Source organism: Pseudomonas sp. LH21 (assembly GCF_036549575.1).
Taxonomy (GTDB): domain Bacteria; phylum Pseudomonadota; class Gammaproteobacteria; order Pseudomonadales; family Pseudomonadaceae; genus Aquipseudomonas; species Aquipseudomonas peradeniyensis.
Genome location: NZ_CP144367.1, coordinates 182,464 through 196,575, shown reverse-complemented (window position 1 = coordinate 196,575; position 14,112 = coordinate 182,464). Strand labels below are relative to the sequence as shown.

Below are 14,112 nucleotides of genomic sequence, written 5' to 3'. Positions count from 1 at the left end.
AAACCCGGCATATCGCCCGCGTGGCGGGCCGGACCGTGGCCGCACGCCCATCGTCGAGAAACGTTCCGTGCTCATGGCCAAAGACCTCCCACCCACACCTGCCGGCACTCCCCGCCCAGAAGCCGCCCAGACCCTGCTGGCCCTGCTCCACGCCCAAGGCGAAGTGGCTCGCCTGAGCGAACGCGAGCAGCTGTACAGCTCGCTGCTCGACAGCGTCAACGCCGTGCTCTGGGCCTTTGACTGGGAAACCCGCCAGGTGCTCTACGTCAGCCCCGCCTACGAGCGCATTTTCGGCCGCCCGGCCAGCCTGGTACTGGCCGACTACAACGAATGGCGCGACGCCATCTACCCGGACGACCTGGAGTACGCCGAGCGCAGCCTGGCCCAGGTGCTGGTCAAGGGCACCGTCGAGGACCGCGAGTACCGCATCCTCAATGCCGCCGGCGAGGTGCGCTGGCTCAGCGACAAGTGCTACATCAACCAGCAGCGCGAGGGCGACCAGCGGGTGATCATCGTCGGCATCGCCGAGGACATCACCGAAAAGAAGCAGCTCGAAGGCGAGTTGCAACGCCTGGCCACCACCGATGTGCTCACCCAGAGCAGCAACCGCCGGTACTTCTTCGAGTGCGCCCAGCAAGCCTTCGACAGCGCCCGCGAGGAAGGCACGCCGATGGCTTTCCTGCTGCTGGACATCGACGATTTCAAGCACATCAACGACACCTACGGCCACCAGGAAGGCGACCAGGTGCTACAGCGCATCGCCGACAGCGGCAAGGCCGTCCTGCGCCGTGGCGATCAGTTCGGGCGAATCGGTGGCGAGGAGTTTGCGGCAGTGTTCCCCGGCTGCACTGCACAAGTGGCCGAGCAGATTGCCGAGCGTCTGCAGCGGGAAATCCAGCGGTTGAGTTTCATCCATGGCGAGCACACCTACGGGGTTACCGTAAGCCAAGGGCTGACCGGGCTGCAGGATGAGGATGAAACGCTCGACAGCCTGTTCGCCCGAGCAGACGCCGCCATGTACCGTGCCAAGCGCCAGGGCAAGAACCAGATCGTTAAAGGCTGAAGCGGATCACTTCACGGCTGCGGTACTCCACTCGTAATCGATCGGCCCGCTACGTGGCCCAGCCAGTTTCCCCCCGGGCTCTTTCTCCAGACCCTCCTTGAAGCCGACTTCAAGAAAATGCCATTGCTGATCGGTGATTTCACCCGCCAGAGCGATGGCTTGGGCTGTGTAGCGTTTGATCAATGCAGCCTTCCTGGAATCTTTCGAATAGCTCATAGGTACCTCCGATATGTGGAAAGTACGTTGCTGGCTCATAGCCGCAACGGGTAGAACGAGACTCCCGGCTGAATCGCGAACGAAGCCAAGCGACTGATACAGGGGTTCAGCCCCCGGGTCGGGCTGTTGAACTTCGATTCGCGAGTACTTGAGCATCCTTGCGTACTCCGCAACCGCCAGCAGCGACAGTGATGCCACCAGCCCTCTCAGTGGGTTCCCAGGACCTGGCTTGCCCTCCAGCAGGATGATCTTGATGCAGCGCCTGCTTTGCCGGGGACTGGCATAGCAAAGACCGCAGAGCTCTCGTTCTGACCACAACGACAGGTCGAAACCTTTGAGATCGCAGTCAGTCCATCGCGGCACCTCCTCCCAAGGGAAGTGGTGAGTCTGCTCGCCCCAGCGCTGAAAAGCCTCGACAGCCCTGTGACCAATGGGTTCGAAACACAGCTTGTCGACGTCAAGCCCAGGCCTGAGCAGACGTTGACTCCTGCAGAATGCTTGCAGGGCGAGCTTCCGCGCTTGCGATCGATAGACCTGATAGCGCAGACCACGGTGTCTGTACGTGCTCATCTTCGGCCGCAACCTTCCTGCCATTCCGTTGATGGAGTGAAGGGAAAGCTACGCCTGAAGGACTTCTCTGGATACGAACAGTCGTCCGCAAAATCTGTAGGAAGGGTCCCAAGCCTGATACAACCCCGGCGATACGCCGATCAGGCCTGGCGCTCCTCGCCCTCGGCCGAGCCTGCATCGGTAGCCGGCGCAATGACCGGGGCAACCTCCGGCTCGCTCGCGGCAGCTTCCGCTGCCTGACGCTCGGCCTCCTCCCGCGCCAGCGCCTCAGGGTCCACCTTGCGCAGCCGCGTCAGCTCCGGCAACCCAAGCTTGAGCAGGCGCGCCGTCTTGCTGCTGGCGACCTTCTCCAGCCCTTCGCTGGGCTTGAGCTGCGACAGCTGCCCGGCCAGGTTCATCGCCAGGATCTCCCGGGAATAGACGCCGCCGCCAAGCTGGTACACCGCGGCGATCAACTCGCGCAGGTCCAGCGGCAGACGCCAGCGGGTGCGCAGCGCCGAGCCGAACGGCGCGCCGAACTCGTTGAGCGACAGCTCCACCTGGTCCTCGTCCAGCTCGCCACCGGCCAGGCGCCACTCCTGCAAGGTACGCAGCACCGCCAGGTCACCCAGACAATGCAGCAGCCCCGCGCAATAGCAGCGCGCTTCGTCCACCTCGAGCATGCGCGCCAGGGTGCGGCCGTACTCGGCGGTGTGCAGCGACAGGTTCCAGTAATGGGTGGCGTGCCGGGTCAGCAGCGGGTCGCTCAAACGGGCGCTGCGCTTGAGCGTGAGGCCGAGGATGAGGTTCATGCTCTGGGTGCTGCCGAGCTTGTTCAGCGCCTGCAGCAGGGTCTGTACCGGCGCTTCTCGGTGCAGGGCGGCACTGTTGGCAGCGGCGATGAGCACGCCGGTGATCTGCGGGTCGTTGCGCACCTCTTCCTCGAGCACCTTGAGGTTGAGGCCATGGGGATTGAGGGCACGCTTGACCGCCACCTGCACATCGGCGAACAACGGGCCGCCATCGGCGGTGGCCCGGCGCTGTTCCAGGTAGGCCGGCAGTTGCGCGCCGGGCTGCAGCGGCGGTACCGGACAGGCGATCTGCTCGCCCACTGCCAGCAGCAGGTTCTCCAGGCGCTTGCGCAGGTTGTCCAGGTCGAGCGGTTTGCTCAGGTAGGCGGTCGGGTGCAACGGCAGCGCCTCGCGCACACTGGCGCTGTCGGTGCGGTCACTCATGAGGATGAACGGCAAACCGGGCTTGTCGCCCTTGGCGCGCACCTTGCGCAACAGATCGAGGCCGTCGAACCCTGAGAGTTCACGGGCGGCGATGATCAGGTCGGGTTTGGCCGCCAGCGCGCTCAGCGCCTCGGAACCATCGGCACAGACCTGCAGGCGGGCGTCGCAACGCACGCTGAGCAGCATTTCGCTGAGCATGTCGCGCACCCAGGGATCGCCTTCGGCAATCAGCACGCAGGGGGGGACGGGGTCAACAGCGCTCATGGGCTATTCTCCAGGCTATGACGCGCGATCCATCGCAGCTTCCATGGAATCCTCGTACAACCTTAGCGCCTGATGCCGGCCAACGGCACAAAAAAAACCCGCCGAGGCGGGTTTTTTTCTGAAACCTGTCACATTTTTCAGGCCAGTTCGGCGAAGCACTCTTCGATGATGGCCAGGCCTTTGTCCAGCAGCGCGTCTTCGGCGGTCAGCGGAACAAGGATCCGCAGGACGTTGCCGTAAGTGCCGCAGGACAGCAGGATCAGACCCTTGTCGCGAGCCTTGGCAACCACCTGGGCAACAGCGGCGGCGTTCGGGGTGTGGGTGCCTTTCTCGAAGACTTCCACGGCGATCATCGAGCCCAGGCCACGGACATCGCCGATGATCGGGTGCTTCTTCTGGATTTCACGCAGGCCAGCGGTCAGGCGCTCGCCGACTGCCTTGCTGCGGTCCAGCAGCTTCTCTTCCTCGAACACCTCGATCACGGCCAGGGCCGCAGCGCAGGCGATCGGCGAACCGGCATAGGTGCCGCCCAGGCCGCCCGGGGCGATGGCGTCCATGTACTCGGCCTTGCCGCACACACCGGCCAGCGGGAAGCCGCCGGCAATCGACTTGGCGAAGGTGGTCAGGTCAGGCGCGACGCCCATCTGCTCCATGGCGAAGAAGGTGCCGGTACGGCCGGCGCCAGTCTGCACTTCGTCGGCGATCAGCAGGATGCCGTGCTGGTCGCACAGGGCGCGCAGGCGCTTCATCAGCTCTTTCGGCGCCGGCAGGAAACCGCCTTCGCCTTGTACCGGCTCGAGGATGATCGCGGCGATGTCGCGCGGCTCCGCGTCGTTCTTGAAGATGCGCTCGACCGAGGCGATGGCGTCGTCGACGCTGATGCCGTGCAGTTCGCTCGGGAACAGGGCGCGGAAGATGCCGCCTGGCATCAGGCCCATGCCGGCGGAGTACGGCACGACCTTGCCGGTCAGGCCCAGGGTCATCATGGTGCGGCCGTGGTAGCCGCCGGTGAAGGCGATCACGCCGGCACGGCCGGTGGCGGCACGGGCGATCTTCACGGCGTTTTCAACGGCTTCGGAGCCGGTGGTGACCAGCAGGGTCTTCTTGTCGAAGTTGCCCGGGACCAGCTTGTTGATCTTCTCGCACAGCTCGACGTAGGGCTCGTAGGCCAGTACCTGGAAGCAGGTGTGGCTGACCTTGGTCAGCTGCTCTTGCACGGCGGCGACCACTTTCGGGTGCAGGTGGCCGGTGTTCAGTACCGCGATGCCGCCGGCGAAGTCGATCAGTTCGCGGCCTTCGACGTCGATCACCGTCGAGTTCTTCGCGGTGTCGACGAAGATCGGGTGGATCTGGCCGACGCCACGTGGGACGGCGGCGACACGGCGTTGCATCAGGGATTCGTTGGTCTTGCTCATAGTGCCCTCAATTGCGCCGGTTCTGCGGCGCTTTTGTTCGGGGGTGGCTGGATGCAGGCGTGCACAGTATTCGTTGATCGACTGCCACACATGCCCTGGCCACCAGGTACCGCTATGTCAAAAAGGCCAGCGAGACGTCGCTCTCGCGCCCCGCTGGCAGAGGTAAAAGCGTTTACCTGGCGATCAGACGCTGATGCACAGGTATTTGATCTCGAGGTAGTCCTCGATACCGTACTTGGAACCTTCACGGCCCAGGCCCGAGGCCTTGATGCCGCCGAACGGCGCCACTTCGTTGGAGATCAGGCCGGTGTTGATACCCACCATGCCGTATTCCAGGGCCTCGGCGACGCGGAACACGCGGCTCATGTCGCGGGCGTAGAAGTACGAGGCCAGGCCGAACTCGGTGTCGTTGGACATGGCGATGACTTCTGCCTCGTCCTTGAAGCGGAACAGCGGTGCCAGCGGGCCGAAGGTCTCTTCCTTGGCAACGGCGGCGGTCTTCGGCACGTCGACCAGGATGGTCGGCTCGAAGAAGTTGCCTTCGATGATCTTGCCACCGGACAGCACCTTGGCGCCCTTGGCGACGGCGTCCTCGATGTGCTCCTGGACCTTGGCGACAGCCTTGCCGTCGATCAGCGGGCCAGTTGTGGTGCCTTCTTCCAGGCCGTTGCCGATCTTCAGCTTGGCCACGGCGGCTTTCAGCTTCTCGGCGAACGCGTCGTAGACGCCGTCCTGCACGTAGATGCGGTTGGCGCAAACGCAGGTCTGGCCGTTGTTGCGGTACTTGGAGATGATCGCGCCCTCGACCGCCTTGTCCAGGTCGGCGTCGTCGAACACGATGAACGGCGCGTTGCCGCCCAGCTCCAGGGATACCTTCTTGATGTCCTTGGCGCATTCTTCCATCAGCTGGCGGCCGATTTCGGTCGAGCCGGTGAAGGACAGCTTGCGCACCAGGGAGTTGCCGGTCAGTTCGCTGCCGACTTCGCCGGCGCTGCCGGTGATCACGCTCAGCACGCCGGCCGGGATGCCGGCACGGGTGGCCAGCTCGACCAGGGCCAAGGCGGAGTACGGGGTCTGCGAAGCGGGCTTGAGCACCATGGTGCAACCGGCGGCCAGGGCCGGGCCGGCTTTGCGGGTGATCATCGCGGCCGGGAAGTTCCACGGGGTGATGGCGGCGGTGACACCGATCGGCTGCTTGATGACGATCAGGCGCTTGTCCGGCTGGTGGCCTGGGATGACGTCGCCGTACACACGCTTGGCTTCTTCGGCGAACCACTCGATGAACGAGGCGGCATAGGCGATCTCACCCTTGGCCTCGGCCAGTGGCTTGCCCTGCTCGGTGGTCATCAGGCGGGCCAGGTCGTCCTGGTGCTCGATCATCAGCTCGAACCAGCGACGCAGCTTGCCGGCACGCTCTTTGGCAGTCAGTGCGCGCCAGGCCGGCAGGGCCTTGTCGGCGGCCTCGATGGCGCGGCGGGTCTCGGCGGCACCCATCTTCGGCACGGTACCGATCACCTCACCGGTGGCCGGGTTCGTCACCTTGATGGTCTGACCGCTGTCCGCATCCAGCCATTCACCGTTGATGAAGGCCTGCTGGCGGAACAACTGAGCGTCTTTGAGCTGCATGTCGGCTTCCCTTTACTGCGAATTATTGATTGTTGAAAAGGCGCCCCGAGAAGGGGGCGGCCGTCACAAATTCGTGCACCAGGGTGTTCGACGCCTGGGTGCCGAGCGTTTGAAATCTCAAACGGAATGCTAAGCGGGGGTTGGGGTGTTGGACAATAGGCTGTTCGAAAAAAAGAACGAATGGTTGAACACCCCCTGGCAAACGGCCCAATCGCGGGGCAAGCCCGCTCCCACAAGGAGCGCAGGGTTCCTGTGGGAGCGGGCTTGCCCCGCGATTGGGCCGTAAAAGGTTAGACCATCGGTCAGAAGGAAGGGTCAGAACGCCTTGTCGAGATCGATCACCAGCGCCCGGTAGCCCACGCTGCCCGGCTGGCGACTGTGCACTTTCAGCTCCACCGCCACCTCCTGGGTGCCACGGCGCACTTCATTGAGCACGCTGGTCGTCAGCTTCTCGGACGTCAGGAAATTCACCGAAGCCGAGTAGATGAACTGGGTATCGGTATCCGCCCGGTACGCCACCACCGAGGTGATCGGGCTATACCACTCGTCACCGCGCTCCTTGCCGTACTGCCACACCTGCTCGACCGTGCCCTTGGCCTCGTCGATGCGGTATTCCACCGCCCGGCTGTAGTTTCCGCTCAGTTTCGTCGGCCCGAAGTCACGGCCCCAGCCGTTGTCGAACACGTTCAGCGTGCCACGCCCGGTCAGCCAGGCGGTGTGCTGGGTCCAGGACCACTCGAAGCCCTCGCCCACGGGCTTGAGCACCTTGTCCTGCAGGCGCGTCGGCCAGCCCTGGGGGGCGGCCAGAATCCACTTCACCTGCTTGTCACGGCCGATCTTCACCACGCCCTGGTGCCGTGCTGAAACGATGATGCTGTCGTCATCGGCATCGTAGTCGATGGCATTGACGTGGGCCCAGTTGCGCCCGGTACCGACGCCGGGCGTGTCGCCGAACGGCAGGTCGCCTTCGGCCAGTTCGTTGGCCAGCCGGTCGTCCTGTTTCTGCACACCGTCCGGCAGCTGGATCGCGGCCTTGCCCAGGGTTTCCAGCAACTCGCCGCGGTACGGGTCGAGGATCTGGTTCAGATCCCAGAAGTCCAGCACGTCGCCGGCTTCGTTGATTTCGATGATATGGTCGCGGATCGAGCGCACGCGCTTGCCGTCCGGGCGACGGTAGTCGCTGGTGCCGACCCGCAGCAGGTAGCTGCCGCTCACCGTCTCGCGGATTTCGTGGGAGAAGTCGGCGAACTTGTCCGGCAGGTTGCGCTGCCACACCTTGCGCCCCAGCAGGTCGTACTTGGAGTAGGTCTGGCCCTGGCCCCAGATCAGCTTGCCGTCGCGGGTCTGGTGGAAGCCCATGGTGCCGCCCAGGCCATCGCGGTGGTTGGAGTCGTGGATCTGCTCGATGTCCAGGTACCAGCGCACGTCACCGTTGCTGTCGGCGATCCAGTTGTTGCCCACCGAGTCCCATTCGGCGGCGCCGCCCAGGCCGTTCCACTTGAAGGCACGCCCACCGGGGATCTCGGCCAGCAGGTGGTTGAACAGGTACAGGCGCTGCTCGAAACCGGGCGCGACCTTGACCGGCTCCACCTCGGGCAGCGCGGCGGTCTGCTTCGCCACCACTGGCAGGCGCACCGCCGGGGCGTAGATTTGGTAACGCTCGCGGATGCGTTCGCCATCGAGCTTGTAGCTCACCTCGACCTGGTTGACGTGGTCGGGGTACAGGCCGAACACCGGGATGCCGCCGTAGGTCCACAGCGAGCGGTCGGACACGTCGTAGATGATATCGACACCGCGCTCGCCGCGGCCCAGTACCCGCACATGGGCGGCGCTCAGGGTACGTCCGCCGTCACGGATGATCGCGGTCAGCGGCGCCAGGCGGTAAGGGTTGACCACCACGTCGCCGAGCAGGGCTTGGTCGCGGTCGGGCACCTTGGCGGTGAGGCAGGCGCCTTCGGGCAGGTCGTGCGGTTGGGTCTTGGCATTCATGGCAAAGCTCCTTGTGCTCAGAAGTCGTAACGGGCGGTGGCGCCCACGGTGCGCGGGGTGCCCAGCACGCCGGCATAGCCACCGTTGGCGGAGTTCCACAGGCTGGTGAAATAGGTCTTGTCGCCGGCGTTCTTCACCCACAGCGACAGGTCGAGCACGCCGTCGCCCTGGTCCAGGCGCACGCCGGTGGACAGGTTGACGATGCCGTAGCTGGGGATCTGGCCGTAGTCGGAGTCATCGATGGTGCCGACGGCCTTGGAGCGGAACGCGTAGCTGGCGGTGACGTAGGGCTCGATGCGTTCGCCGAGCTGCCACTTGTACTGGCCGTTGAGGTTGGCGATGTACTTGGAGGCGCCGACCACCTGGTGGCCGGACAGGTCGCAGGTGGCGGCGGGGTTGGCCAGGCTCACCTCGGGCGGGCACGGCGCGTCCTTGTAGTCGGTGTAGCGCACGTCGTTCCATGAACCGTTGAAGTTCACCGTCAGGCCTCGGATCGGCAGGGCCGTGGCTTCGAACTCCAGGCCGCGAGAACGCACGCTACCGGCGTTGGCCAGGTACTGCACACGGTTGGCTTCGTCGTAGACGTTGGCCTGGTAGCCGTGTACTTCGGTCCAGAACAGGTTGGTGTTCAGCTGCAGACGGTTGTCGAACAGGGTGCTCTTGAGCCCGAGCTCGGCGTTGTTGGCCCGCTCGGTACCCACCAGCAGCGAATCGGTGCCCAAGCGTGGGGCGGCACCGACGGTCAGGTTGACACCCCCGGACTTCTCGCCGTGGGACAGGCTGGCATAGCCCAGCACGTCGTCGCTGAAGCGGTAGCTCAGGCTGAGCAGCCCGGACGGTGCGAAGCTGTACTGGTTGAGGTCACCTGAATCGTAGGCGCCCACCCGGCCCTGACGGGCGGCGGCCGCCGCGCCGGTGACGGGCGCGCCACCGGACGGCGCATCGCGGGTAACCCAGGCGCTTTTCTCCTCGTAGGTACCACGCACCCCGGCGGTGAAGTCCAGGCGTTCGGTCAGGTGCCAGGTACCCTGGGCGAACAGGGCGTAGCTGTCGGTGTCGATGTGACCATTGCCGATGGTGTTCACGTTGGCCAGGGCGCCGGCCGGGGTCAGGTTCCAGACATCGGCCTGCGGCCCGTAGTAAGTGAACGATTTATTGTCCAGGTCCTGCTTGAAGTAGTAAGCGCCCAGTACGTAGTCGAAGAAGCCGCCGGTGGGTGAGGCCAGCCGAATCTCCTGCGAGTACTGCTTGTCCCGCACCGAAACTCCGGCACTGTAGAACACCGGCACGTTGAGACCGTCGTCGTTGCGCGGGGTGAAATCCCACCAGCGGTAGGCGCTGATCGAGGTGAGGGTGAAATCGTTGGGCAGGGTCCAGTTGGCTTCCACCGAGGTGCCACCCTGGAACACCTTGACCATCTGGTCGGCGTCGAAGTTGACCTTGCGGTCCTTGCCCGACACCAGGGTGGCGCCGGCCTGGGCGGCCAGGCTTTCGTAGCGGTTCACGCCATTGATGGTCGGGCCGGTGCTGTAGAGGCTGAGGATGCCGTTATCGGAGTCTTCTTCGTTGTACTCGCCGATCCAGCGCAGGTTGAAGGTTTCGCTGGGCTTGAACAGCAACTGGGTACGAAAGCCCTGGCGCTTGCCGCCATTGAGGTCGTGGCCGTTGTAGACGTTCTTCACATAGCCGTCGTCCTCGGTGTGGTAGGCGCTGATGCGCCCGGCGAGGGTGTCGGTCAGGGGGCCGGAGAAGCTGCCCTGGGTCTGCCAGTAGCCATCCTCGCCCAGCGACGACTGCACGCTGCCCTCCTGGTGGAAGGTAGGCTTGCGGGTGGTGATGTTGAGCACCCCGGCGGTGGTGTTCTTGCCGAACAGCGTGCCCTGCGGCCCGCGCAGCACCTCCAGCTGCTCGACATCGAGCAGGTCGAACACCGCCATGCCCGGGCGCCCCAGGTAGACGTTGTCCAGGTACACGCCGACGCTGCCTTCCAGGCCATCGCTGGCCGGGTTGTTACCCAACCCACGGATGGAGATGCTCGACTGCCGGGCGTGCACATAGGCGACGTTGGTACTCGGCACCAGCTGTTGCAGGTCCTGCACGCGATAGATGCGCTGGGTCTCCAGGGTTTCGCTGCCCAGCACGCTGATCGGCGTGGGCACGCTCTGGGCGGTCTCCTCACGGCGCCGGGCATTGACGGTGACGGTGCCAAGCTTGGCCTCCTGCTCGACGGCCGGCGCAGCCGGGCGCGGTTCTTCGGCGAAGCTGTTGCCGGCGGCGGCCAGCAGCACGCCAGCGGCCAAGGGTTGCAGGGCGAATACCGACGCGCGCGCCGGCCAACGGGAAATTCGGGACATGCAGATGCTCCTTGGAGGCACAGGCCCTGGCGAGCATTTCCGTTGGCGGAACCGAATCGCGATCAGATGGGCTTTATTCTTTTAAGAAATATAAATATTTATATTTCATATTTTGTGGAATAAGTGACTCCCTTTATAAGGTTCCCAACCCTTCCCAGCAATTGCATTCCACCGAAAGTTTCCATGTAGAAAATGCATATCGACCTGCGCCAGCTCCGCCACTTCATCGCCCTTGTCGAGCACCGCAGCTTTGTCGCCGCGGCGGCGGCGGTGAACCTCTCGCAATCGGCCTTCAGCCGCAGCATCCAGACGCTGGAACACAACGTCGGCTGCCGCCTGGTCGACCGCGCCAGCAAGGAGCTGGCGCCGACCCGCCAGGGCCTGCTGGTGCTGGAGCATTCGCGGCGGCTGGTGCACGGGGCGCATAACCTGGTCAACGAGATCAACCAGTTCAATGGCGCCACCACCGGCGTGGTGCGCTTCGGTTCGGGGCCGGCCCCCGCCGGCGGGCTGGTGCCCCGGGCGGTGGCGCGGTTCGTCGCCGAGTACCCGGCGGCGCGCACCTGCTTCCAGGTGGACAACTGGCAGGCGCTGAACCGGCGGCTGATCGCCGAGGAGATCGAGTTCTTCGTCGCCGACACCCGCCAGTTCGAGGCCGACCCGGATTACCAGGTGCACAAGCTCAGGCCACAGCGCTGGCATTTCTGCTGCCGCCGGGGGCATCCATTGACCGAGCTGGCCGAGGTAAGGGCGCGGGACCTGTTCGATTACCCGCTGGCCACCACGTTTCGCCCGCCGAACATCCGCAAGATCCTCAGCGATCTGAGCGGGCGGCAGGACTTTCTGCCCAGCGTGGAATGCGAGCATGGCTATGCGCTGCTCAATGTCGTGCTGCAGTCGGACACCATCGGTATCGCTTGCAGTGCGAACTTGCGGCCTTATGAAGGCGATCGCGGGCTGGTCGCGCTGAAGCTGGTGGACCTGGCGCCCGAGCAGGAAGAGGCGTTCTACACCCGTTATGGGGTGGTGAGCCGGGTGGGGTATGGGTTGTCGGCGCTGGCGCAGGGGTTGGTGAGGCAGCTGGTGGCCTGCGATACCGAGTTGTAGCGGATAGGGGCTGCTGCGCAGCCCTTTCGCGGCGCAAGGCCGCTCCTACAGGGGAACAAGATCTCCTGTAGGAGCGGCCTCGTGCCGCGAAAGGGCCGCAAAGCGGCCCCAACGATCTCAACCCTTACGCGTGGTCCGGCTCAGTTGCCCATCGACGCCCACCGGCACCTCGCCAGCCAGGGTAACCCGGCGCACGATGCGCGGCTGGGTGCCATAGTCATCCACCGCATAGTGCTGCGTCGCGCGGTTGTCCCAGATCGCCACGTCCCCCGCCTGCCAGCGCCAGCGCACGGTGTTTTCCAGGCGTGTCACATGCCCCTGCAGCAGCGCGAACAGATGCTGCGAGTCCGCCAGCGAATAGCCCTTGATGCGCTTGACGAAGTGCCCCAGCTGCAACGCCCGCTCGCCACTGATCGGATGCACCCGCACCACCGGGTGCTCGGTCTCGTACACCGTCGAGGTGAACACCTTGCGGTAGCGCTCAAGCTTCGCCGGATCGACGTCCGGCTTCACGCTGGCATAGTCATATTCGTTGCTGTGCACCGCCCACAGCTTGTCGGCCAGTTCGCGCAGCGGCTCGGGCAGCTCCTGGTAGGCTGCGGCGGTGTTGGCCCACACCGTGTCGCCACCGGCAGCCGGGGCCACCACGCTGCGCAGGATCGAGGCCTTGGGGTAGGCGTCGACGAAGGTCACGTCGGTGTGCCAGGAGTTGGCCCGCTGCCCCTCGGCGCCATCGAGCTGCAGCAGGTAGCTGGTGCCATCGACCACCGGCACCGTGGGGTGGGCGATCGGCTCGCCGAGCAACTGGGCGAAGGCCTCCTGGCCCACGTCGTCCAGGTGCTCCTGGGCGCGGAAGAAGATCACTTTGTGGCGCACCAATGCCGCCTGGATGGCATCGATGGTAGCCGGATCGAGGTCGGCGGACAGCTTGATGCCATGGATCTCGGCGCCGATGCGCCCGGCAACGGGGTGGATGTCGAGTTCGAGGGATTGCGGCGCGGTGGCCAGTGCGGCGTTGCTCATGGTCGTGCTCCTCACGGTTGTTGTCGGATCAGCGGGCGGCCTGAACGGCCTGGTCCTGGCGCTGGGCGGCATCGATGAAACGCGGTTCGATCCAGTCGGCCACCTGGAAGCCACGGCGGATCAGGCGCTCCTTGACGGCCAGGTCCACGCCCTGTTGCAGCAGGCCGACGAAACCGGCATCCAGGCGTGGGTCGAAGTAGTCGGCGAGGTTCTCCTCGGCCAGGTCGTCGCGCAGGATCGCCTTCGGCCAGTTGGCGGTGTTCGCCACCAGGTCCACATAGGCCTCGCGGTTGCGTTCGTCGCGCAGCCACTTCACCGCCTGCTCCTGGGCGTTGACCACCCGCTGCACCAGGTCGGGGTGCTGGCGGATGAACTCGCCGGTACCCAGCAGCACCGCCTGGGTGCTGCCGGCGCCTTTCAGGTCCCGGGAGTTGACCGGCAGCTCGACCAGCCCACGCTCGCGCAGCGACAGCAGGTTGGACAGGCCCCAGGTGGCGTCGATCTGCTTGGCGGCCAGGGCGGCGTTCGCCGCGTTGAAATCGAGGTTGATGACTCTCAGCTCACGTTCGGACAGCCCCTGGCTGGCCAGGGCGCTGGCGAACGACAGCTGGTTGGCGGTGCCGCGGAACACCGCCACGCGCTTGCCCTTGAGGTCCTGCAGGCTGTGGATACCCGAGCCCGGCACCACGCCGAGGTAGCTCTTCACCCCACGCACCCCGGCCGACAGCACGCGGGTGTCGAGGCCGTTGGCCTTGCCGATGATCGCGGCCAGGTCGCCCAGGTAGGCGAAGTCCGCCTGGCCGTTGGCCAGGGCTTCGTTGACCACGGGGCCGGCGCCCTTGAAGAAGCGCCAGTCGATACGGATGCCGTCCTTGGCAAACTCTTTCTCCAGCAGTTGCTGGTCGCGCAGCACATCCACCACGCCGCCGGCGCTGGGCTTGCTGCCAGCGCTGAGGTCGGGCACGGCGATACGGATCACATCCGGCTGGGCGGCATGGGCTGCCACGGGCACGGCACTCAACACGGCGGCGAGCAACGGGCTGAGCAGATGGCGGAAGGCGGTTTTCATGGCAAGGCTCCTTGGCAGGCTGCCACCGGCGATGGCCGGCGCTATGGGCCAGAAGCTAGGCAGGTCCGGTTAGAACCTACAAAGATCAAAACTTCATTTTTTAGTAACCAGAAGACATAACCCAGGCGCCATGCGGGGCGCCGGGCGGCTTGCAGAGCACGCATGGAAAATATGAGGAAAACGCAATGCCTCGGGGGTTTCG

Annotated in this window: 10 protein-coding genes; 2 read left to right on the top strand and 8 right to left on the bottom strand. The window is 65.0% G+C overall.

All coding sequences use genetic code 11. The features are described 5' to 3' along the window. Positions 1–73 precede the first annotated feature (73 nt). Positions 74–1,063: a GGDEF domain-containing protein gene (locus VUG52_RS00945; protein WP_050703306.1), complete on the top strand. Its 990-nt coding sequence runs from the start codon at positions 74–76 to the stop codon at positions 1,061–1,063. Between the two features lie 6 nt (positions 1,064–1,069). On the opposite strand, the gene VUG52_RS00940 is transcribed toward VUG52_RS00945, so the two are convergent. From VUG52_RS00940 to VUG52_RS00915, 6 genes are all read right to left on the bottom strand, one after another. Further along, the gene (locus VUG52_RS00940; RefSeq protein ID WP_052896348.1) at positions 1,070–1,849 is read right to left on the bottom strand and encodes a hypothetical protein; all 780 of its coding nucleotides are present in this window, start codon (positions 1,847–1,849) and stop codon (positions 1,070–1,072) included. A gap of 140 nt (positions 1,850–1,989) precedes the next feature. Further along, the gene (locus VUG52_RS00935; RefSeq protein WP_050703305.1) at positions 1,990–3,327 is read right to left on the bottom strand and encodes a response regulator; all 1,338 of its coding nucleotides are present in this window, start codon (positions 3,325–3,327) and stop codon (positions 1,990–1,992) included. A gap of 137 nt (positions 3,328–3,464) precedes the next feature. Then, the gene (gene gabT, locus VUG52_RS00930; protein WP_050703304.1) at positions 3,465–4,742 is read right to left on the bottom strand and encodes a 4-aminobutyrate--2-oxoglutarate transaminase; all 1,278 of its coding nucleotides are present in this window, start codon (positions 4,740–4,742) and stop codon (positions 3,465–3,467) included. A gap of 183 nt (positions 4,743–4,925) precedes the next feature. Beyond that, positions 4,926–6,368, bottom strand: coding sequence for an NADP-dependent succinate-semialdehyde dehydrogenase (gabD, locus tag VUG52_RS00925; protein ID WP_028688580.1), 1,443 nt, complete (start codon positions 6,366–6,368; stop codon positions 4,926–4,928). Between the two features lie 315 nt (positions 6,369–6,683). Continuing rightward, on the bottom strand, positions 6,684–8,357 hold the full coding sequence (locus tag VUG52_RS00920) for an aryl-sulfate sulfotransferase (protein WP_050703303.1): 1,674 nt from the start codon (positions 8,355–8,357) through the stop codon (positions 6,684–6,686). Positions 8,358–8,374: 17 nt separating this feature from the next. After that, positions 8,375–10,711, bottom strand: coding sequence for a TonB-dependent receptor (locus tag VUG52_RS00915; protein ID WP_050703302.1), 2,337 nt, complete (start codon positions 10,709–10,711; stop codon positions 8,375–8,377). 192 nt (positions 10,712–10,903) lie between these two features. On the opposite strand from VUG52_RS00915, the gene VUG52_RS00910 reads away from it, so the two are divergent. After that, positions 10,904–11,818, top strand: coding sequence for a LysR family transcriptional regulator (locus VUG52_RS00910; RefSeq protein ID WP_050703301.1), 915 nt, complete (start codon positions 10,904–10,906; stop codon positions 11,816–11,818). 117 nt (positions 11,819–11,935) lie between these two features. On the opposite strand, the gene VUG52_RS00905 is transcribed toward VUG52_RS00910, so the two are convergent. Further along, positions 11,936–12,841, bottom strand: coding sequence for a TauD/TfdA dioxygenase family protein (locus tag VUG52_RS00905; protein ID WP_050703300.1), 906 nt, complete (start codon positions 12,839–12,841; stop codon positions 11,936–11,938). Positions 12,842–12,869: 28 nt separating this feature from the next. Then, positions 12,870–13,910, bottom strand: coding sequence for an ABC transporter substrate-binding protein (locus VUG52_RS00900; RefSeq protein WP_050703299.1), 1,041 nt, complete (start codon positions 13,908–13,910; stop codon positions 12,870–12,872). Positions 13,911–14,112: the final 202 nt, after the last annotated feature.